Origin of the sequence: Cytobacillus oceanisediminis (assembly GCF_003182355.1) — a bacterium.
Classification (GTDB): Bacteria; Bacillota; Bacilli; order Bacillales; family Cytobacillaceae; genus Cytobacillus; species Cytobacillus oceanisediminis_A.
Genome location: NZ_QGTW01000005.1, coordinates 219,810 through 242,437, shown reverse-complemented (window position 1 = coordinate 242,437; position 22,628 = coordinate 219,810). Strand labels below are relative to the sequence as shown.

The 22,628-nt window shown below is 40.8% G+C and carries 17 protein-coding genes and 2 pseudogenes; 17 read left to right on the top strand and 2 right to left on the bottom strand.

Features of this window, described 5'->3' with window-relative positions:
* Positions 1 to 3: 3 nt before the first annotated feature.
* From DFO73_RS11975 to DFO73_RS11960, 4 genes and pseudogenes are all read left to right on the top strand, one after another.
* On the top strand, positions 4 to 1,446 hold the full coding sequence (locus DFO73_RS11975; protein ID WP_110065007.1) for an aldehyde dehydrogenase family protein: 1,443 nt from the start codon (positions 4 to 6) through the stop codon (positions 1,444 to 1,446).
* A 285-nt stretch (positions 1,447 to 1,731) separates the two neighbouring features.
* Positions 1,732 to 3,276 (top strand): BCCT family transporter, encoded by a 1,545-nt coding sequence (locus DFO73_RS11970; RefSeq protein ID WP_110065006.1) that lies wholly within the window; start codon positions 1,732 to 1,734, stop codon positions 3,274 to 3,276.
* Between the two features lie 253 nt (positions 3,277 to 3,529).
* Positions 3,530 to 3,848 (top strand): annotated as a pseudogene (locus tag DFO73_RS11965) (MBL fold metallo-hydrolase); the annotation flags it as partial.
* A gap of 45 nt (positions 3,849 to 3,893) precedes the next feature.
* Positions 3,894 to 4,460, top strand: coding sequence for a DUF4256 domain-containing protein (locus DFO73_RS11960; protein WP_110065061.1), 567 nt, complete (start codon positions 3,894 to 3,896; stop codon positions 4,458 to 4,460).
* Between the two features lie 54 nt (positions 4,461 to 4,514).
* On the opposite strand, the gene DFO73_RS11955 is transcribed toward DFO73_RS11960, so the two are convergent.
* A complete protein-coding gene (locus DFO73_RS11955; RefSeq protein ID WP_110065005.1) occupies positions 4,515 to 4,925 on the bottom strand; it encodes a MerR family transcriptional regulator in 411 nt (136 codons plus the stop codon).
* Positions 4,926 to 5,169: 244 nt separating this feature from the next.
* Between DFO73_RS11955 and DFO73_RS11950 the strand changes: the two genes are divergently transcribed.
* From DFO73_RS11950 to DFO73_RS11925, 7 genes and pseudogenes are all read left to right on the top strand, one after another.
* Positions 5,170 to 6,210, top strand: coding sequence for an NAD(P)-dependent alcohol dehydrogenase (locus tag DFO73_RS11950; protein WP_110065004.1), 1,041 nt, complete (start codon positions 5,170 to 5,172; stop codon positions 6,208 to 6,210).
* Between the two features lie 98 nt (positions 6,211 to 6,308).
* Positions 6,309 to 6,626, top strand: a pseudogene (locus DFO73_RS29610) (enoyl-CoA hydratase).
* A gap of 148 nt (positions 6,627 to 6,774) precedes the next feature.
* A complete protein-coding gene (locus DFO73_RS11940; RefSeq protein WP_142669524.1) occupies positions 6,775 to 8,163 on the top strand; it encodes an aminotransferase-like domain-containing protein in 1,389 nt (462 codons plus the stop codon).
* A 100-nt stretch (positions 8,164 to 8,263) separates the two neighbouring features.
* On the top strand, positions 8,264 to 9,580 hold the full coding sequence (locus DFO73_RS11935; protein WP_110065002.1) for an MFS transporter: 1,317 nt from the start codon (positions 8,264 to 8,266) through the stop codon (positions 9,578 to 9,580).
* Positions 9,581 to 9,630: 50 nt separating this feature from the next.
* Positions 9,631 to 10,836, top strand: a complete 1,206-nt coding sequence (locus DFO73_RS11930; protein WP_110065001.1) for an aminotransferase-like domain-containing protein — start codon at positions 9,631 to 9,633, stop codon at positions 10,834 to 10,836.
* Positions 10,837 to 10,954: 118 nt separating this feature from the next.
* On the top strand, positions 10,955 to 11,080 hold the full coding sequence (locus tag DFO73_RS29310; protein ID WP_019379528.1) for a hypothetical protein: 126 nt from the start codon (positions 10,955 to 10,957) through the stop codon (positions 11,078 to 11,080).
* A gap of 723 nt (positions 11,081 to 11,803) precedes the next feature.
* Complete coding sequence (locus DFO73_RS11925) at positions 11,804 to 13,360, top strand: glycine betaine uptake BCCT transporter (RefSeq protein ID WP_110065000.1); 1,557 nt, start codon at positions 11,804 to 11,806, stop codon at positions 13,358 to 13,360.
* A 349-nt stretch (positions 13,361 to 13,709) separates the two neighbouring features.
* On the opposite strand, the gene DFO73_RS11920 is transcribed toward DFO73_RS11925, so the two are convergent.
* Positions 13,710 to 15,077 carry a sigma-54 interaction domain-containing protein gene (locus DFO73_RS11920; protein ID WP_110064999.1) on the bottom strand — a complete coding sequence of 456 codons (1,368 nt, stop codon included), beginning with the start codon at positions 15,075 to 15,077 and terminating at the stop codon, positions 13,710 to 13,712.
* Between the two features lie 420 nt (positions 15,078 to 15,497).
* Between DFO73_RS11920 and DFO73_RS11915 the strand changes: the two genes are divergently transcribed.
* The 6 genes from DFO73_RS11915 (at position 15,498) to DFO73_RS11895 (ending at position 22,611) form a co-directional block, all read left to right on the top strand.
* The gene (locus tag DFO73_RS11915; RefSeq protein ID WP_110064998.1) at positions 15,498 to 17,060 is read left to right on the top strand and encodes a BCCT family transporter; all 1,563 of its coding nucleotides are present in this window, start codon (positions 15,498 to 15,500) and stop codon (positions 17,058 to 17,060) included.
* 24 nt (positions 17,061 to 17,084) lie between these two features.
* Positions 17,085 to 17,231 carry a hypothetical protein gene (locus DFO73_RS28635; RefSeq protein ID WP_181395991.1) on the top strand — a complete coding sequence of 49 codons (147 nt, stop codon included), beginning with the start codon at positions 17,085 to 17,087 and terminating at the stop codon, positions 17,229 to 17,231.
* Complete coding sequence (locus DFO73_RS11910) at positions 17,212 to 18,180, top strand: alpha/beta hydrolase fold domain-containing protein (RefSeq protein ID WP_110064997.1); 969 nt, start codon at positions 17,212 to 17,214, stop codon at positions 18,178 to 18,180. Before DFO73_RS28635 ends, DFO73_RS11910 begins: the two co-directional genes overlap by 20 nt.
* 808 nt (positions 18,181 to 18,988) lie before the next feature.
* Complete coding sequence (locus tag DFO73_RS11905; protein WP_110064996.1) at positions 18,989 to 20,008, top strand: NAD(P)/FAD-dependent oxidoreductase; 1,020 nt, start codon at positions 18,989 to 18,991, stop codon at positions 20,006 to 20,008.
* Positions 20,009 to 20,087: 79 nt separating this feature from the next.
* The gene (locus DFO73_RS11900; protein ID WP_110064995.1) at positions 20,088 to 21,173 is read left to right on the top strand and encodes an aromatic ring-hydroxylating oxygenase subunit alpha; all 1,086 of its coding nucleotides are present in this window, start codon (positions 20,088 to 20,090) and stop codon (positions 21,171 to 21,173) included.
* The gene (locus tag DFO73_RS11895; protein ID WP_110064994.1) at positions 21,166 to 22,611 is read left to right on the top strand and encodes an aldehyde dehydrogenase family protein; all 1,446 of its coding nucleotides are present in this window, start codon (positions 21,166 to 21,168) and stop codon (positions 22,609 to 22,611) included. The genes DFO73_RS11900 and DFO73_RS11895 overlap by 8 nt, the downstream gene beginning before the upstream one ends.
* Positions 22,612 to 22,628: the final 17 nt, after the last annotated feature.

Below are 22,628 nucleotides of genomic sequence, written 5' to 3'. Positions count from 1 at the left end.
CGCATGACCACTCAACTAACTGGACAAAGAATGTTTCTCGCAGGGAAATGGACGACAGGCGAACGATTAATTGAAGTTCGTGATCCGCAGGATAACAGCATCATTGATACAGTGCCAGCAGCTTCGAAGGAAGATATGCTTAATTGTATTGAAGAAGCGAAAGAGGGGGCGAAGATTGCTGCTTCCTTGCCTATCCATCAGCGAATGGCTATTATTAATCGGGCTGCAGACTACCTTGAAGCCAAAAAAGAAAAGTATGCAAAAACGATTGCAAAGGAAGGAAGCAAAACCATTCGGGAAGCTTCAAAGGAAGTGGCAAGAGCCATTCAGACCTTCCGGATCAGTGCAGAAGAAGCAAGAAGGATTCATGGAGAAACCATTCCGTTTGACCAGATGCCTGGGAGTGAAAACCGCCTGGGATACTACCGCCGTTTCCCGATTGGAATTATTGGCGCCATTACCCCCTTTAACGATCCATTAAATCTTGTAGCACATAAGGTGGGTCCCGCCATTGCCTCCGGGAATGCCATTATCGTAAAACCGGCAACAGTGACTCCTCTCAGCGCCCTTTTAATTGCTGAAGCATTTGAATATGCCGGATTGCCTCCTAAAGTGTTATCAGTCATCACCGGTTATGGAAGCGAAATTGGGGATGTACTTGTAACGCATCGTGCTGTACGAATGATTACCTTTACTGGCGGCCTGGACGCCGGGGAACAAATTATCCGTAAAGCGGGATTGAAAAAGATCAGCATGGAGCTGGGGTCCAATTCTCCTGTCATTGTGCTGGAGGATGCTGATCTGGACGAGGCTGTTGAATCAACGGTTTCCGGGGCATTTTGGGCAGCAGGACAAAATTGCCTCGGCGTGCAAAGAGTTTACATTCAGGATTCTGTTTATGAAGTATTTCAACAGGCATTCGTTTCCAGGACGAATCAATATTGCGTAGGGGATAAGCAATCAGAACTGACGGATATGGGGCCGCTTATTACGGAAAAAGAAGCTATCCGGGTTGAAAAAATGGTCAATGAAGCGAAAGAAAAAGGAGCAGCCGTATTAACAGGCGGGAAAAGGAACGGGGCTTTTTATTCACCTACTGTTCTCGAAAATGTCCCGGAAGATTGTACCGTTGCTAAAGAAGAAATTTTTGGTCCGGTTGTTCTTTTGTATCAAGTATCTTGTCTTGATGAGGCAATCAGTAAATCGAATGACATAAATTATGGCTTGCAGGCTGGAATTTTTACCAAAGATATTGAAAAAGCGCATCAAGCCATTGCCAAAATGGAGGTAGGCGGAATAATGATCAATGATAGCAGTGACTACCGTATTGATGCGATGCCATTTGGGGGAGTAAAAAATTCAGGGCTAGGCAGGGAAGGAATCAAATTCTCCATCCAGGAAATGACAGAACCAAAAGTAGTCTGCTTTAAATTATCTAACTATTAGGAATTTTTTAAACAAAATATGATCAGACAGCCGCCAAGCTGCCTGAGTGAATTGTGAGGAAGAACAATCCGGCTGCTCCGGAGGATCTTCCTTTCCTTTTTAGATAGCTGAAGTCATAATTTATGTCATTCAACCACCTTCATTAACCTTGAAATGCAGACAGGCTTTATAAAAAGCTTAGCTCAATCAAACTTGCATAGCTGTTTTACAGCAGGCACATAAATACTTAATCAAAGCATTAATAGAGCCATATCAAAGAAAAAGACCAATAAGGAGGGTTTTATTTTGAAGAAAAACCGGGACCGCGCTTCATATAACAATCCAGTCTTTAAAACCTCAGCCATAATCGTTGGACTTTTTACCATTTGGGGAGCCTTTTCGCCTGATAGTCTTGCCAAAAATGCCTCTACAGTTTTTAGCTTCACAAGCAAATCATTTGGATGGCTTTATTTACTCAGTGTGGCTGTGTTTGTTTTCTTTTGTTTATATCTTGCTTTTAGTAAATATGGGAGCATGAAACTCGGACCGGATGGAGAAAAGGCCGAATATTCCTTATTTGCCTGGATCAGTATGCTATTCAGCGCAGGTTTTGGGGTAGGAATTGTCTTCTGGGGTGTAGCAGAACCGCTGACTCACTTTTCTTCTCCGCCGCTTCCTGGGGTTGAGCCCCAATCAGCAGAAGCTGCCCGGGTAGCCATGCGGTATTCCTTTTTTAACTGGGGCATCCATCAATGGTCCGTCTTTGCCATTGTCGGACTGGCTCTTGCTTATTATCAATACCGTCATAAACGGAGGGTTCTTGTGGGGGAAGTCTTAAGTGCAAATCACCCTGAAAAAAGAAAAAAACTGAAGTCAGCAGTTAATATACTGGCTGTCATTGCTACGGTAACGGGAATTGCCACATCGATGGGAATGGGTGTCCTGCAAATTAATGGCGGCTTGAACTATGTCTTTTCAGTTCCAAACAACCCTTTGGTGCAAATCGGCATTGTTGGTATCATGCTTGCTCTTTATCTAGTATCAGCTACAACCGGTATTGATAAAGGAATTAAGATTTTGAGTAATACAAACATGATCATGGTCCTTGCTTTAATGGTGTTCTTCCTGTTCAGGGGCCCTACCGTATTCATATTTGAAAGCTTCGTCCTTGCTATAGGCGACTATATCCAGCATTTTGTGGAAATGAGCTTCTATTTGACTCCATACACAGGTGAGGCGTGGGTTCAGGATTGGACAGTGTTTTATTGGGCATGGGTGATTGCCTGGTCTCCTTTCGTTGGTTCCTTTGTTGCCCGGATTTCAAAAGGGAGAACAATCAGGGAGTTTGTAATAGGTGTAATGGTTGTCCCGCCAGCTATTGGGTTTGTATGGATGGCGATTTTCGGAGGAACGGGATTATACATGGATTTATTCCAGGGTACAGCCATATCCGAAGCTGTTTCGCAAGATGTGACAACTGCCATTTTCGTTCTGTTAAAGGAGTTTCCGTTATACACATTGTTATCAGTGATCATGCTAGTCCTGATCGTCATATTCCTTGTTACCTCGGCAGATTCAGCTGTTTTCGTTCTGGGCATGATGACATCGGATGGGGACTTGAATCCATCCAACAGGGTAAAAGTGATCTGGGGAGTATTAATGGCTGGGATCACTGCCGTGTTAATTGCCAGCAGCGGATTAAAAGGGCTGCAAACCGCTTCCTTGGTCTCCGCTCTTCCTTTTACGATCATATTGGGCATTATTAGCATATCGCTCTATAAATCATTGTCCAGGGAGAGAAAAGAAGCAAAAGGACAAGCCAAGTCGGTTCCCCTGCAGAAAGCCCAGTAATAACTGGTGGGAAAATTCAATTTCTAAAGAGGGTCCTATCACATGTCCATCAAGCGATGAACAAATCATTACCCCATTAACATAAAAACGCTATTCTTTCTGTAATATCATGGAAAGGATAGTGTTTTCATGTGTAGGGAGGTTTTAAATGAACTTATTCTGTTTTCTCAGGAATTGCAACCTCTTTGGCTTGGGTTTACCTCCTAAATCCTATTGCCGGTACCCAAATCTTTTTTTAAACTTAGCTATAATTATGAAAAGGTTTGATATAGAAAGAAGAGCACTTATTAATGGACAAAAAAACCAAATTTATCCTAGTCTAATTATTGCTAAAAATGTTTTAGTGTTGGTAGATAATTGGTATGCAAACTTTTTACCCCTAATTGAAAAGGGAATTAAAAATGGATATATAATGAAGAATTTAAAGAATATTATTATCACTCACTATGAAGAAGACCATATTGGGTCTTTATATGATTTTAAAACAAAAATTTCCTTGCATTAACTTAATAGCTAGTGAGATTAAATCAAAATACATTAGTGGTGAATTGATAGCGGAGAGATTAGATCAGCAGTTTTGTCCTTATACAATGAGTAAAAACAAGGAGGAACTAATTATGACAAAGAGAAATACGGAGTTGTCACCTGAACAACGTGAAGAACTACTCAGAACTTTGAAAGCCCGTTTTGAGAAAAACATGAACCGATATAAAGGTCTCAAATGGGCTAATGTGCAAGCTAAGCTCGATGCTAATACTGAAAAACTGTGGTCGCTCAATGAAATGGAAGGAACCGGCGGTGAACCGGATGTTGTTGGCCATGATGAAGAGACGGGCGAATACATTTTTTATGATTGCTCAGCGGAAAGTCCTAAAGGCCGCAGAAGTGTTTGTTATGACCGTGAAGCGCTGGAGTCGAGGAAAAAACACAAACCAGAAAATAGCGCTATTGATATAGCAGATGCCATGGGCATTAAACTTCTAACGGAAGAACAATACCGGGAGCTGCAGAAACTTGAAAGTGTCGATATGAAAACGTCGAGCTGGGTGCAAACACCTGCTAATATTAGAAAACTTGGCGGGGCTATCTTTTGTGATCGCCGCTACGACACTGTCTTTGTGTACCATAATGGAGCAGATTCCTACTATGCAGCAAGGGGTTTCCGTGGCTCGCTGAGGGTCTGAATTTCACAGGCAGCTAAATCTGTATTTGAGAACAGACATACAGGTGGCTTTCTATTAATTATTAATCTCTATTTTATCTTTTTTATGGATATCTTCCGTTCCGGCATCCAATGCAGTCTTGTAGTATAAGCATTTATGCTCGATGACTTCCATTGTTTTTCTTAGTTCTTCCATTTGAGCTTCTACGTTTGCTTTTCGTTCCAGAAACATGTCATATCTTTTCTGCAGGGTGGCATCCCCATCAGAACACCAATCAATGAAATTTTTTATTTCCTTAATAGGCATCCCTGTGGCTTTCAGACATTCAATTATTTTTAAAGCGCTGATATCGGATTCTTTAAACAATCGGTTACCGGTGGGGGTCCGTTCTACAAAAGGCATTAATCCCTCCTTGTCGTAGTAACGAAGGGTATATACTGTCAGATTCAATTCTTTTGCCACTTCGCTGATTGAATATGTCTTCATTATTTATCTCCTTTTCTTATAGATATAGACTTCGAGTTAACTATAGGGTATGGGGGGGAGATTATCATGGTATTTTGTAAATGTCAAAGTCATCTTATGGGGTAGGAAAAAAATAAATTTATCGCTTGACCTAGAGTTAACTGTAAGGCTTAACATGGTTTTGCAGGAGAAAAATGAATGGGCTTAACCTGAGTTCCTCATTTAAATCTATCATTCTCCTGAAAAAACACGGGAGGTTTTATTCATGATAACTGCTAAGGCACGGGCTGTTGACGGTCCGGACAAGCCGTTTAAAGCGGCTGAAATTAAAAGGCGCGATCTGGATTTGCATGATGTTCTGATTGAAATTAAATATGCTGGCATATGCCACTCTGACATTCATACTGCTCACGGGGAGTGGGGACCTGTGAACTATCCGCTCGTACCTGGGCACGAGATTGCAGGAATTGTCACGGAAGTAGGAGCTGAGGTCACAAAGTACAAGATAGGTGACCGGGTAGGGGTCGGATGTATGGTTGACTCCTGCGGCGAATGTGATAACTGCCGTAATGGAGAAGAACAATACTGCCTAAAAGGAAATGTCCCTACCTATGCTGGTGTGGACAAATACGGCGAGCCTACTCAAGGCGGCTATTCTACCCACATTGTTGTAACAGAGGACTTCGTCGTCAGAATACCTGATAGCATTGAGCTGGATGCTGCAGCACCTTTACTTTGTGCAGGGATTACTACCTATTCGCCGCTAAACCATTGGGAAGCTGGTCCAGGAAAGAAAGTAGCAGTTGTTGGTATGGGCGGCCTTGGTCACATGGCTGTCAAAATTGCACATGCCATGGGTGCAGAAGTGACTGTTCTTTCCCAAACATTGAATAAAAAGGAAGATGGCCTGCAATTCGGCGCAGACCACTACTATGCTACAAGTGATCCGGAAACTTTCAAGGAACTAGCCGGAACTTTTGACTTAATTATTAACACGGTAAGTGCAAAAATCGACATGGATGCTTACTTCTCACTGCTCACTCTTGACGGAATATTGGTTAACGTTGGTGCTCCTGCAGAACCATTGTCAGTAAATGTGTTCTCTCTCATCGGACATCGCCGTTCCTTTGCTGGTTCAATGATTGGAGGCATCCGTGAGACTCAGGAAATGCTGGATTTCTGTGCAAAACATAACATCGTTCCTAAAATTGAAGTCATTTCAGCTGATCAAATTGACGAAGCTTACGGCTGCGTATTAGCTTCAGATGTGAAGTATCGATTTGTGATTGATATCAGCACAATGTAAATTGTCCAAAGATGTCCTGAAAGCCTGGCTTTTGGGACATCTATTTTTATCCCGGCTTTTTTAGAATCATACAAAGATAGGTAATATAAAAAATAGACATGGAAGATTTTATAGATTTTTGTAATAAGGGCAATCCAATTTCAGATGATGAAGGAATTCATCATAAAACCCAATATGAACAGAGAAGACTTGTGGTTCACGGGTTATTAATCGCCACTCTGACAACCAAAGTAGGCTGAGATTATAACGTGTTGGCTCGTAGATGACTTTTGAATTTTTGCGGCCTTTTTTACAGGTGATACAATCATTTGTGAAGTAACGATTGATAAGTATGAAAAGCAAGATAATAATAGAATGTCCATACGGCGTCCTTCCTTTGCATGAATCAGAATGAGAAATTAGTATTGAGGGTGTGATATTATCTTAAAATGATGCTTATTAAGATTAGCTGCCGAACAAGGTGGCTTTTTTTTGAACAAACGGGGCAGTACAAAAAAAGGGACCAAGGGTTATAATTAAGGATGCAGCGTTATTAAAAAAATTGTATGAAAAAGGATGCGTATCATGCCGATTAATTCTTTTGAAAACTATCCTATGACCTGGAAGCCATCCATTGATAAAACAGAAAAGCCCATTTATCAAGCACTGGCAGGGCAATTGGAACAGGATATTTTAAACGGAGTGTTATTGCCTGGAACGAAACTTCCTCCACAGCGGGAATTGGCCGATTATTTAGATTTAAATGTGAGCACCATTTCAAAAGCATTTAAAGTGTGTGAACTAAAGGGCTTATTAAGTGCAACGGTTGGAAGCGGCACATTTGTGTCCTATGATGCTCTATCGAATGCTTATTTACTTGAAGATACAAAGCCGAAGCATTTAATTGAAATGGGAGCGACTCTTCCGGATAATGCTTCTTTCGAGCCGCTGATGCTCCAGCTGAAAAGTATGCTGCAGGAGACAGATTATGAAAAATGGTTCGGTTATGGCCGGGGAGGAGAAAGCCATTGGCAAAAGGATGCAGCGGTAAAGCTTATCAGCAGAGGCGGGTTAGAAACAACCGTTGATCACATTTTATTTGCAAATGGGGGTCAAAATGCGATTGCTGCTGCACTGGCAAGTCTTTGTAAGCCTGGAGAACGCATTGGTGTTGACCAGCATACGTACCCTGGCTTAAAAACTGCTGCAGCGATGCTTAGTGTGCAAATAGTTCCAATAAAATCAGAGAACGATGAAATGAGCCCAGCGTCTTTTGAATATGCGTGTAAAAATGAAAATATTAAAGGCATTTACTTGATCCCAGATTATCATAATCCGACAGCTTCCTTTATGTCAGTAGAGAATAGAAAAATGATTGCAGCCATTGCCAAAAAGTATAATCAGTTCATTATTGAAGATGCATCGTACCATCTTCTCAATAAAAAACCACTGCCGGCAGTCGCATCATTTGCACCAGAACAGGTTATCTATATTGCAAGTTTATCTAAATCATTTGCACCGGGTCTGCGGCTGGCCTATGCTGCAGTGCCGAGTCAATTCAAGGAGCCAATTTCAAGGGCACTTTATAATTTGAATGTTTCCGTTTCGCCATTATTGGCAGAACTGGCAGCACGTACAATTGTATCAAATCAATTTGAAGCCTTGATTGAGGGCCATCAGGATCAGACGATTCGCAGAAATCAACTTGTAAACAGGTACCTGGCAGACTTTACGTGCTTAGGTGCTGAAACAGGAATCTTTCGCTGGCTGCTATTGCCAGGCAAGATTACAGGGGCTGAATTTGAAGCGTTAGCTAAACAGCAAGGAGTTCAGGTATTTGCAGCAGAACGGTTTGTAGTAGGAAACAGTTGTCCGGAGAGGGCAGTAAGAGTTTCTGTTTGTGCCCCGGAAACGCTTGAAGAGCTTGAGAGAGGATTGATTATCCTTAAACGACTGTTAGACAGTCTTATCTAATATTGTTTGCCATACAATTATAATATTGTATGGCTTTTTTGCACGTGTTAAGATGATTTAAATCTAGTTGGAATATTATGAAAATAAGGAAGGTTAGATTTTGCCGGTTAAAAATAGTGAAAAAGTTTTAGCACCCCAATCTGCTTGGCTGCAGAGCTGCATAAATTCTTCAGAAAAACAGCAGCAACTATACAAAAGAACATTAATTGTCATTGTCATATCCCAGATTTTTGGTGGAGCAGGACTTGCAGCCGGGATAACAGTAGGGGCACTTCTGGCGCAAAACATGATGGGGACAGATAGTGTAACGGGAATTCCAACGGCGTTATTTACTTTAGGGTCAGCAGGGGCTGCGCTGCTGGTAGGACGGCTTTCTCAGCGGTTTGGCCGCCGTCCTGGTCTTGCCGCAGGATTTTTGGCTGGAGGCATAGGTGCCATTGGAGTAGTGGTTTCATCATTAACAAACAGCATGCTGCTATTATTTATTTCACTGCTCATCTACGGGGCTGGAACGGCTACAAACTTACAAGCACGCTACGCTGGAACTGACATGGCAAACCCGGCACAAAGGGCAAAGGCTATTAGCATGGCCATGGTCTCCACCACATTCGGAGCTGTTGCCGGGCCAAACCTGGTGGATGTAATGGGGGATTTTGCTATATCCATAGGAGTTCCTGCTTTAGCAGGTCCCTTTATATTAGCGGCTGCAGCGTATATACTTGCTGGATTGGTCCTATTTATTTTCCTTCGTCCTGATCCATTTATTGTGGCAAAAGCAATATCAGATGCACAAAGTAAAACTAATCATTTAGAGAAAAATTCTAATTTGTTATCGATAAACAGGCGAGGCATTTTTGCAGGAGCTGCCGTAATGGTTTTAACTCAATTTGTGATGATGGCCATTATGACGATGACACCCATTCATATGGGACACCATGGCCATGCTTTGAATGAAGTTGGGCTTGTCATTGGATTTCATATAGGTGCGATGTTTTTGCCTTCGTTACTTACTGGTTTCCTTGTTGATAAAATTGGCCGTGCTCCTATGGCTATTGCTTCTGCTATTACGCTGCTTGCTTCTGGCATTCTGGCTGCAGCGGGACCTGCTGATTCAATGGCCGCACTCAATTTAGCCCTTGTTTTACTCGGGCTTGGCTGGAATTTTGGCTTAATTAGCGGAACGGCCATTCTTGTAGATTCAACTCACGCTTCTACTCGGGCTAAGACGCAGGGTTCTATCGATGTATGGATTGCTTTATCAGGAGCATTAGGAGGAGGTGTGTCTGGAATAGTTGTAGCATATTCCAGCTATGCAGCCCTTTCAATTTCTGGTGCTATTCTTTCAATACTGTTGATTCCCATTGTTTTTTGGGCAGGTATCCATCAAAAAGAGAAAAGTATAAGTATAAGTGACTGAATTTTCAGTATGATAATCAACTCCAAAAAATATAAAAGGAATGTTTATAAATGGAACATAAATTTGCTGAGAGAGCTCGATTTGTAACATCTTCTGAGACACGTGAAATATTAAAAGTAACAGAAAGACCAGAAGTAATCTCTTTTGCGGGAGGACTGCCAGCTCCAGAGCTGTTTCCTGTAGACCCTTTAAAGGATGCTTGCAGTGCTGTATTGAACGAAGAAGGTGCGGCTGCCCTTCAATATAGTACGACTGAAGGATATATTCCTTTGAGAGATGCTATTTGTCAGAGAATGAAAATGGCTGGGATTGACTCTAGCCTTGAAAATGTTCTTATTACATCAGGATCCCAGCAGGCAATCGACCTTACTGGAAGATTATTTATCAATGAGGGAGATACTATTATTTGCGAAAGTCCGACTTATCTAGCTGCCATTAATGTATTCAAGTCATATAAGGCCCAATTTATTGAAGTGGCAATGGATGATGATGGAATGCTGATGGAAGAGCTGGAGAAAAGGTTGCAGGAGCATCCCAATGCAAAATTTATTTATACGATTCCTGATTTCCAAAACCCTACTGGCCGGACCTTAAAACTCGGAAGGCGAAAAAGAATGATTGAGCTTGCTAATCAATATGATGTGCTGATTGTTGAGGATAATCCCTACGGTGCTGTAAGATTTGCTGGAAAGGAACTCCCTCCAGTAAAACATTTTGACACAGAAGGCAGAGTCATTTATTTAAGCACTTTCTCGAAGATTTTCACTCCCGGTCTTCGGCTTGGATGGATTTGTGCAGACCCATTTTTCATTGATAAGTATGTTGCTTTCAAGCAAACAGCTGACTTGCACACTGATAGTTTTGCTCAAAGAATTACGGCAAAGTATATGGAGCTTTACGATATCGAAGAGCACATTCATAAAATTAAAGCTGTTTATAAAGAAAGATGCACAGCTATGTTATCTTGCATTGAAGAATTTTTCCCCAATAGTATATCTTACAGTAAGCCGGAAGGCGGATTATTTATTTGGGTTGAGCTTCCAGAGGGCATTGATTCAGCACATATATTTACAGAGTGCCTGAAAAACAATGTTGCTTGTGTACCTGGTGCTTCCTTTTTCCCAAATGGCACACAAACAAATACATTGCGTTTAAATTACTCTAATATGCCTAAAGAGAAAATCATTGAAGGGATGAAGCGTATGGGAGAAGTATTGCATCGGGAATTAGCAAATGATTCAATGCTGACAGTCTGACGGAAACAAGATGCTGTGTCACAATCCTGTATAGTTTATTGCCTGTAACTCAATAATTACTCCATTGCCTGCATTCAATCTGAACCTCAACAATATCGACAAAATCGGGGGTACATTCATGGAGTTTGAAATTTGGATGAGCGGGAATACTCAATCAGAAAGAGGCCCATCTTTCACACGTGCATTCATACAGCATAGACACTGTAAGAAAGAGGAATGTAAAAAAATCCTGGAAGACCCATAAGTTTCCTCACCCAATAACTGGCCATCATTAAAGGTAAGGTGCCGTGTATATTGTTAAATAATGATAAGAAAAGAAGAGCCCAATTTTTTCATAAAAGCGGGCTTTTCTTAATTAAAGTTAAAAAGCGGCAGTTGGAAATGATAGCGAAATTCCGATATCCATTATTTCCTTATCTGCAAAAAATACTTTAAACATTATTTATAGTGCTCCCAATAAACTCACTTTTGAAAGTCTTGAAGGAGACAGGAGGGTTTTAAGCCGTGTGAGATCAGGATTTTAAACCGCTGAAAACTGTTCTCTCTTGAAATATGGACTCTATTAGAGGATTCGGGAGTTATATTAAGATTATGTCCTATAGAATCTTTCTGAGCAGGGAATGAAAGTCTAGAATCCCAAATAAGCCTCTTTTTTGTATGTGATTGGTTTAGCGCATTTTGTTAAAATTTAAATATTCCCCAGCAAGCCTGTAAAATAATTCACAACCAAAATACCTCTGCCGTATTTATCTATCTATCTATTTTTCCAATACCCAAAAGATGGACAATGGTGATTTTATGTTAGTAAGAATGACGAAGATAATAATAAATGAATTTTCGCAAATTTTTTAAGGGTGCGTTTCGTAATACTTCACAAAAAATATTTTTGTTTGTTTTGCGTTTTTATTTGTTCACCATTCGAAGTAACCCACTGCGAATATATCAAAGATGGGAGTTAAAACTAAATATGAAAAATGCTTCAACTGTTTTTTATGTATCATTAGCAATAATGGCTGGTCTTGTTCTTATGGGAATTACAATGCCAGCGTCGTTAGAAAAGGTCACGAGCAGTACACAAGGCGTGATTACGGATTCGTTTGGGTGGTATTACCTAGTGATTGTTTCGCTATTTGTGTTCGTCTGCTTTTATTTATTAGTAAGTCCAGTTGGCCGGATAAAGCTCGGGAAGCAGGAGGATAAGCCTGAGTTTTCCCGTCCAACTTGGCTTGCGATGCTTTTTAGTGCAGGTATCGGGATTGGGTTAATTTTCTATGGAACATTTGAACCCATTAGCCATTACATGATAAGTTCTCCTACAGGCCAAGAGGGTACTGATCAGGGAATTAAGGATGCAATGAGATTTACCTTCTTCCATTATGGGGTCCATGCATGGGCTATCTATGGTTCGATTGCGATGGCTCTGGCTTATTTTACTTTCAGAAAAGGGGAGCTGAGTTTAATAAGCCGAACCTTACGACCGCTGATTGGAAAACATGCGGATGGGGCAGTCGGGAAGGCAATTGATGTCATTGCGGTCATTGCTACGGTTTTAGGGGTCTCTACCTCTTTGGGATTTGGTGCCATGCAAATCAACGGGGGACTGTCCTACCTTTTTGATGTACCTAGTACGATAACAAACCAAACCATTATTATCCTCATTGTGACAGTCTTATTTATGATTTCGGCTTTAACAGGTCTAAGTAAGGGAATTAAAGTGCTAAGCAATTTGAATATGGGGCTTGCGGCTGTCCTTTTCTTGGTTGTCTTTAGTTTTGGACCGACACTTTTTATCCTTAATTTATTCACTGATACGATCGGGACTTATATGCAAAACTTCATTGACATGAGTTTTAGGATAGCACCCCTGAATGAAGAGGGACGCAGCTGGATTAATGGATGGACGATTTTTTATTGGGCATGGTGGATTGCCTGGTCTCCATTTGTTGGTGTGTTTATTGCCAGAGTCTCAAAGGGCCGAACAATTCGTGAGTTTGTTGTAGGTGTCCTTCTCGTTCCGTCACTAATAGGATTCCTTTGGTTTACAACTTTTGGGGGGACAGCCATTTTCACTGAATCTACAGGGCTGCTTTCGATTTCGTCATTATCTCCCGAGGAATCTCTTTTTGGCGTGTTAGAAGGGTTTCCGCTCAGCATGGCAATATCTCTGTTAGCCATTTTGATCATTGTTACGTTCTTTGTGACATCAGCTGATTCTGGTACGTTTGTTCTAGGGATGATGACAACGAATGGATCGCAAAATCCAAGTACACCTATAAAAGTAACTTGGGGAGCCCTTCTTTCAATTATTGCGATTGCTCTCCTTTATTCTGGGGGCCTGCAGGCTCTTCAAAACACCATGATCATCGCAGCTCTTCCATTTTCAGTCATTTTGGTGTTAATGGTAGTCAGCTTACTTAAATCATTAAAAAAGGAAGCAAAAGAGCTCGGACTCGGTCAGATTAGAATGGATCGGAAGTTAAATGTCGATAAACAAAGCAAAGAGGATATTAAGGAAGCTGGTTAAACGATATCCATTAAACAAGGCAACGTTTCAACTGTGGTTGGGACGTTGCCTTGTTTATATTAAATGCAATTCTTGATAAAGATGTCTTCCCCTTAGTTGATTTGTTAAAGATTAAGAGGGCGGCACCTTTTTTTATTATTGTGCTTATGGGAGGCGTTCCCTTACAAAGAACGATTCTAAAGCCTAAAAAGTGATATCGACCTGAAGCTGCTCAGTTATTCAATGATCGGGCGCATCCCGAGGGACGAGGGGACAGGTATACTGTCCCAATAATCCGCCCGGGACATGGAACCTGTCCCTTTGTCCCTACCGGGCTATCTGTATAGGGACAGGCTTTTAGTTACCCTAATTAGTGTTCATGGCAATACTGCTTAATTAATCTGCTTGCCTTGGTTTGGCTGATTCCGAGATCACTTGCTACCTTTCTGGAAGATTTGTGAGTTTCATATGATTGCTTGACCATCAATCGTTTGGTCTCGTCGATAGCTTGATCCAGTGTAGAAGATGTAGACGGGTATGAAGCTTGATCGACATTCTCTTTAATCATGTCAGGGAGGTCCGATACTTGAATGATAGAATTGCTAATAATGACTAACCGTTCGATTAAGTTTTCGAGCTGGCGCACATTTCCCGGCCAGGAATAGTGAGTAAGGACATTTAAGCATTCTTCAGAAATGACTTTATTGTCGTTATATTTTTGGTTGAATTTATTCAGAAAGTTGTAGGTGAGCGGAATGATGTCTTCTCTTCTTTCCCTTAAGGGCGGCAGGTGAATGTCAATGACATTTAAGCGGTAAAACAAGTCCTCTCTAAATGATTTGTTTTCAATCATAGCCTGCAGGTTTTGATTGGTAGCGGCAATGATGCGGACGTCGACTTTCTTCATTTCGCTGCTTCCTACAGGGATAAACTGTTTTTCCTGAATAAGCTGGAGAAGCTTAGCCTGCACGGAAAGGGGCATTTCGCCGATTTCGTCCAGGAAAATGGTACCGCCGTCCGCTGCTTCTATTAATCCTTGTTTTCCTAACTTATTTGCCCCTGTGAAGGCGCCTTTTGAGTAGCCAAATAGTTCTGACTCCAATAACTCTTCCGGGATGGCAGCACAATTGATGGCAAGAAAGGATCCTTTATTTCGATTGCTGACTTTATGAATATATTGAGAGAAGGCACCTTTTCCGGTCCCGGATTCTCCCAGAATAAGAATATTTGAATCTGTTGGCGCTACTTTTTTGCAAAACTCCAATATTCCTTTAATCTCCCCGCTGTTGGTCACAATGGTTATTTCCTCATCATCATCGTGCTGAGTTGTTTTTGACTCGGTTTTATCCTCTCTCGCATTCATCATTTTCATTTTTTGTATTTCCGTAGAAGTGATGACAACCAGTTCAATTTCGTTTTTGTTATTTAAGATCGGGATGGCGGTAGTCATCAGCTCTGCCCCGATATATGTCTGCTGTCTCATGTAACACGGCTCTTTCCGCCGATATACCTCAGGTACAATAGAAGGTTTCCAGTAGCCTTTTTCAAAAAGCTCCACATTGTATTTACCAATGATATCCCTTGGCTTAAGTCCATAATGCCTCTCACATACCTTATTTACATATAAAATCCGCATTTCTCCATCTAGAACAAAGATTTCATCAGAGGAATAATCGAGAATTTTTAATAAAGTTTCCAGTGTCATTTCTACATTTCCTGTGGTATTTGGCATTTTCATTCATAGCACCTCCTATGTATCCTTGAGTCATTTTTGACTAAAAAAGCCTTGCTATTGAGTAGATTTTAACTCAATACTTGTATTTTTTCAGTAAATTTTAAATCTTTTATTAAGTTTATATGGATTTAATACTGTTGGCATAGTACTTGCATTAAAAAGTGTATAGAACAATACAAAGGAGGTCAGGAATGTGAAATCACCCTAATTCTATCGATGTCATCATTATCGGCGGAGGGCCTGTTGGTCTTTTTGCCGCTATGTTTGGGAATGGGTTAGACCCCTGTGGGAATAACTGGAAGAGTTCCGCGGCTAGGCGTCAATTATCAGCTTTGTGTGCGGAAAAATATATTTATGACATAGCTACATAGCTGGTTTTCCCAAATTCCAATATAGTGCACCTAAAATATAGGAGATGAGACTATGCAAGGAGAGACTATCGTAAAAGAGAGTATTGTAAAAAAACCAAAGATCTTCACTGCTATTTTCATTATTTCTGCTTTAATTACTGCATTTTTTTCTATCTTTTCGTTAATTAGCCCAAGTGCACTTGCGAAAATTATGACGTTTATTCAGTCACTATTTGCTACTCAGTATGGATGGACTGCCATGTTAATTCCTGTTTTATGTATGGGATTTTTAGTTGCATTAGGAATTTCTAGATACGGGAATATCGTCATAGGGGGCAAAAATGCAAAGCCGGATTATAGTATTTTTTCGTGGTTAGCAATGTTGTTTACATCCTCTATTGGTATAGGGATTATTTATTTTGGTGTAAATGAGCCACTCTATGCTTATCATCTAGCACCCAACAGTACGGAAGCTCCAAATAAAATGGAAGCAGCTAGAGAAGCAATGGGGACAGCTCTTTACCATTGGGGTGTTTCTGTGTGGGCTATATTTAGTGTTGTGGGTTTAGTCATGGCTTACTTTGTTTCAAAACATAACATTCGCTATTTACCTGGTGATGTCATTGAAAAAAGTTTTGGCAGGAGAAAATGGGTGCCTGCAACAAAAAACACGATGAATATTTTAGCCATTGTATGCTCAGCGATGACTATTGCAGCCACAATGGGGTTAGGAAGTGTGCAGATATCTACCGGGATTAAGCAAGTGATGAACATTGGCAGTTCTCTCCAGAGTGTCCTTCCGTACCTGGTATTAATCATTTTGCTTATTGTGTGTTTTTTTGCGGCAACAACTAAGAAAATCGGTAAGGGCATGCAAGTGTTAGGAGATTGGAATGTCTATTTAGCCATTTTGATTTTGCTGATTGCCATTTTATTTGGACCAACACGTTATATATTAAATCAAGTTGTTCAATTGCTGGGAACCTATATTGATCAGCTCATCCCAAGAAATTTCGATATGTTTTTATTTAGTAATGACCCAACCTATTCGACTACATGGGATGTTGCCAATAATATGTGGTGGATTTCATGGACTCCTTTTATGGGGGTATTCATTGCCTCTATTTCAAAAGGAAGAACGATTCGCCAATTTGCCTTCGTAACTATGACAATACCGGTGATATTTATGTTGATTTGGCATGCTGCGTTTGGCGGAATTGCCCTTTTAGATGCCGTTTTGGGAACTGGAAAAATAGCTAAGCACGCTATGGAAAGTCCAGATATGACCTTCTTTGCTATTCTACAGACAATGCCTTGGCCTAAGTTAACTTCTATTGCAACAATCGTACTATTGATTATGTTTATTTCCACAACAGTGACAAGTGCAGCGCTATCATTAGCAAGAATGACAGATATAGAAGGGAAAGAGGCAGCCCCTGTTAGAAGTGCAGTATGGATTTTACTCATGACCATTATTGCTTTGACGGGGATTTTTGCTACTACATTAGGTGGAAATGATGCATTAAATGCAGTGAAGTCTTTGGCTACTACGTTATCCTACCCCTATCTGTTTTTCTTTATCTTAATGATAACTGCATTCATTAAACAACTAATGAAAGATAAACCACAAATATAAATTTATGACGGGGAGGGTTAACAAATGGAGTTATATTATTTGCATGGATGGGAACTTATCGCTGAAAAAGTTTTGCAAATCGGAATGCTGCTTTTTATCGCATGGAACATAAAATTACTATTTTTTGAGAAAGACAAAGGAGACCACAAAGATGGAAACGAACAAATATAATGCTTACAAAATGATGACTCCTAAAATGCTCGAAGCTTTAACAGTACAAAAAGAACTTGTTGAGGATGCATTTTCAACGGATGTAACATTTGAAGAAATGCGTGAGAATTATATTAATGAAAGAAAGTTTTGGAACGAAGGTGGTCCGGAACCGAAAAAAACCATTGATAGAGAGGTAGAGGGACCGTACGGGTCTATCCCTATTCGTTTTCACTATCCGAAGCGCAGGACTGGGAAAGGGGCGATTCTTTATATCCATGGTGGTGGGTTTGTGGTAGGGAATCTTGACACGCATAGTAAGATTATGCGCTTATTAATGGAAGAAACTGAATCAGTTGTCATAGGGATTGACTATCATTTAGCTCCTGAATTTAAATACCCGACACAAGTGAAAGAGTGTGCCTTCTTAATAGATTGGTTACGTGCTAATTCAGCAGAATACGATATCGATCAGAATGATATTTCCCTTGCAGGAGATTCGGGTGGTGCTAATTTATCCTTGGCTACGTCTTTATATTTAAGGGATAAAAAGAAAGATGTATCCTATATACGCTGCTTGCTTCTTTATTACGGTTCTTATGGGTTGACTGATTCGAAATCAATGCGTTTATTTGGCGGGGATTACGATGGATTAAGTTCTAAAGATTTAATTACATATGCAAAAATGTATATAGGTGATGAAAATGAAGATTTACGTTATTTTGACTGTTTTTCCAACCATTTAACACAAGGAGTGCCTCCTTGTTATATTGCTTACGGAGATTTGGACCCGCTTCAAGATGATAGTAAATTACTATACGATATATTAACATATCATAAAATTAAAGCAGAATTAGAAGAATTTAAAGGCGTAGTACATGCTTTCTTACACCATTCCAGTATTCTTCAGGAATCCATAGAGGCGATTCAACATGGTGGAAATTTCTATAAATCATTAGTTAAATTTTAGACATTGGAAGCTGCAAAAGAAATAGCACGTTAAAAATTGGTCTTGGCAGTTGCCGATCCAGAAAATGTAGATTTTGAGATGTTCCTCTAGCTTATCTTCCAGGAAGTGCTACAAAACCCGTGCGAAAAAGGCTGGGAAATGACTTTATATTTAATATTGACAAACGAGATGTTCATAAAAAGAACATCTCTATTTTTTTCGCTCCTTGAGGTAACTTTGATGATATCCTCCGTTTTAAGTCCACATAAGTCAGATAATTTTATGAGTCTCCTAAAATACAGCGCTATCCTTCTTTTTATTATCTCATAGTTTATGAAAGTCTTACACAGCATGGAGCCCATAGCTATTAAAGGACTGCCTAATACCATCCAATTTTTTGATCCTTTTGCTGTTTGTTACAATCGGGCCATTCTGATCTTAATTACAAACGAAATTGAACTGGTTGTTATCACTTCTAGGGAAATACAGAAAATTAAATTGATGAATGAGAGAGGATAAAACTGAGTCAAAATTAACTCATAAGGATGAAGAGAAAATCATCAGCTCTGCCTCAATATATGCCTGCTGTCTCATGTAGTACGGCTTCTTCCGCCGATTTACCTCAGTACAATAGAAGGCATTTTCATTCGTTGAAGCTCCTATTGAGTCATTTTTGGTTCAAATAAATCTGCTAATTGAGTTCATTTTAACTCAAATCGCATCTCTTTTCAGTAAATTTTAAATTTTTTGCCTTATTACCAAGGGTTTGCACTGTTGGCACAGTACTTGCATTAAAAAGTATATAGAACGACATAAAGGAGGTTCAGTAATGGGAAATTACCCTGATGCTTTCGATATCACCATTATTGGCGGAGGCCCTGTTGGTTTATTTACTGCTTTTTATGCGGGGATGCGCCAGGCTTCGGTGAAAATGATTGAGAGTCTTCCGCAGCTGGGCGGCCAATTATCAGCGTTATATCCGGAAAAATATATTTATGACATAGCTGGTTTTCCCAAGGTAAGAGCGCAAGAGCTGATAGACAATTTGTTAAAACAAATGAATCAATTTAATCCGTCTGTCTGTTTAGGGGAATCTGTCGAAGCCATCGTCCGCCAGTCTGATCAATCATTTGCGATTCACACGAATAAGGGCATCCATTATTCAAAGGCAGTAATTATTACGGCGGGGAATGGTGCTTTCCAGCCGCGGAAGTTAAACATCGTCAGCGAGAACAAATTTGAACATAAAAATCTTCATTACTTTGTTACAGACTTAAATCAGTTTGCCGGCAAAAAGGTTGTCCTCTTCGGCGGCGGAGATTCAGCTGTTGACTGGGCTTTAATGCTGGAGCCCATTGCCGAAAAAGTAACCCTTATTCACAGGAGAGATAAGTTCCGGGCACATGAGCATAGTGTGGAACGTTTGATGGAGTCCAATGTGGAGGTGTTGACGCCTTATGTGCCAGTGGAGCTGGCTGGGGCAGATGAAATAGAAAACGTAATGGTGAAAAACACAAGCAGTGGGGAAACAATGGCCATCCCAGCAGATGACGTATTAGTTAATTTTGGATTTGTATCCTCACTGGGGCCTATTAAGGACTGGGGATTGGAAATAGAGAAAAATGCTATTCTGGTAAATTCCAAAATGGAAACGAATATTCCCGGGATTTATGCAGCGGGTGACATCTGCACCTATGAAGGGAAAGTAAAGCTTATTGCCAGCGGCTTTGGGGAGGCACCGACAGCTGTCAGCAATGCAAAAGTATACATTGACCCTGGCTCAAAAGTACAACCGCTTCATAGTACAAGCATTATGGCGGATAGAGAAAAAGCCGGCACAGCCATTTAGCTTATAAAGCTAAGCGGATAGAAACTCGCAAAAAAGACAAATGGAAAACAAATTAATTCATATTTGAAGGAGATAGATGATGACTACTTACAATAAAGTGCAAAATGCATCCAACCGTGCATTTGAAAGAACATTAACCTATGACAAATACACAGATCCTAAAGTGCTGGAAAAAGAGATGGATTCAGTTTTTGCAAAGTCCTGGCAGCTTGTCGGCCATGTTAGCCAAGTTGAAAAGGCAGGAGATTTCTTCACAGCTGAAGTGGCTGGCGAGCCTATTATCGTAAACCGCGGTAAAGATGAAGTGGTACGTGCTTTTTATAATGTTTGCCCTCACCGGGCGACAAAGCTTGAAAAAAGCGAAGCTGGAAATAAGAAAATTCTCCAATGTGCTTATCATGGGTGGACATTCAAGCTTGATGGCCAGCTGAATAAAGCGCCTAACTTCAAAGGGGAAGACGAGGCATGTGTAAAGGATGCCTGTCTGCGTTCTGTTAGGATGGAAATTTTGGAATCTCTCATTTTTGTTAATTTGGATGACAATGCAAAGCCATTAAGTGAGTCATATGGAGATTTCTTTGAAAGATTAAGCAAGAATACGTTTTTAAGTGACCTAAAAAGAACGAGCCAAAAAACACGTACCTTCAAAGCAAACTGGAAAGCTTTTATGGATAACTACTTAGAGTGTGACCATTGCCATGTTGCTCATCCAAGCTTTGTGGCGGCACTTGATATGAATGATTACCAGATTATTACGTGTGAGAATTATTCCATGCAAGGAACGGTTGTTAAACCGGATAAAAAGTATGGAACAGTTGATTTAAATGAAGCGGAAATGCAAGGCGGCCAATTCTATTGGTTATGGCCAAATCTGATGCTGACTATTTACCCTGGACCAGGCAATATGGCTACCATTCAAATCATTCCGATTGATCATGAAACATCCATGGCTGTCTATACTTATTATTTTCGTGATGAGAACCTGTCCCAGGCAGAGAAGGATTTAATGACTTTTGCGGAGCAAGTCCGTTCAGAGGATATTGAGCTGGTCGAATTGGAGCAGATTGGATTCCGTTCACGAGCGTTCAATAAAGGCAGATATTCGTCTTCAGAGAAGGCAATTGTTCAATTTCATGAAATGGTATTGGAGGCCCTAAATGAGTAAATTAACTGGAGTTCAGCCAACGAAAAAGTACCTGATGATTAACGGAGAAAAAGTAGAAACAGATCAATACGGATCCCTCTATTCACCTTATTCAGGTGAAGAAATTGCTCAAATCGCGATGGCGAATAAAGAACAGACTGAAATGGCCATTAATGCTGCGTATGAGTCAAGACATTTGATGGCAAAGATGCCAGCCTATAAGAGAGCCGAGGTTTTAGAAAAAGTGGTTTTCCTTTTGACTGAAAAAGCCGATGAAGCAGCAGAGATCATTACCCGCGAGTCTTCTAAGCCGATCATGTTTTCAAAAGCGGAAGTTGCCAGAACGATCGAAACGTATAAATTTTCAGCTGAGGAAGCGAAGCGCATCCATGGAGAAACGATTCCATTTGATGCTGCATCAGGCGGTGTTGGCCGGATTGGATATACATTGAGAGAACCGATTGGGGTCATCGGGGCCATAACTCCTTTTAACTTCCCTATGAATCTTGTAGCTCATAAGGTAGGTCCGGCGATTGCAGCCGGGAATACAATCGTCTTAAAGCCAGCCTCGCAGACACCGCTCTCGGCGCTGTTTATAGCGGAATTATTTGAAGAGGCAGGCCTTCCGCCAGGGGTGCTGAACGTTGTAACCGGTCCTGGAAGTGTAGTGGGAGAAGAAATTGTCAGAAATGACCGCGTCAGCATGGTCACCTTTACAGGCAGTCCGGAGGTTGGGATTGGGATCCGCAACAGGGCAGGCTTAAAGAAAACGACGCTGGAACTTGGTTCTAATTCAGCACTTATTATAGATAAAGATACTGAGATTGATCAGATTATTGACCGCTGCATTATGGGAGCTTTTTCGAATCAGGGTCAGGTTTGTATTTCGCTTCAGCGCATCTATGCACATGAAGATGTGTATGAAGAGTTCACAGAAAAATTTACTCAGGCAGCAAAGCAGCTGAAGGTTGGCGATCCGCTTGAACCGGATACGTATATTTCTTCCTTAATTTCAAAAGGAGAGGCTGATCGAGTACTGGGCTGGATTGAGGAGACAAAAAGCAGCGCAGATATTGCGACTGGTGGATGCCTTCGAAATGGAGTACTTGAGCCTACGATCATTACGAATGCCGAGCATGATTTAAAGGTGTCTTGCCAGGAAGCATTTGCACCCATTGTTGTCGTAAACAAATTCCGTTCAATGGAAGAAGCGGTTCAGCAAGTTAATAACTCACGGTTTGGTCTGCAAGCTGGAATTTACACAAACAATGTGAAACATGCCATGTATGCTTCACAGGAACTGCATGTTGGGGGTGTCATTATAAATGATGTGCCAACCTACCGTGTTGACCAAATGCCATATGGCGGTGTGAAGGAAAGCGGAACCGGACGTGAAGGCATCAAGTATGCAGTAGAAGAGATGACCGAAATGAAACTAATTGTTTGGAATAATAACTAGTACGAAGGGAAATTCCT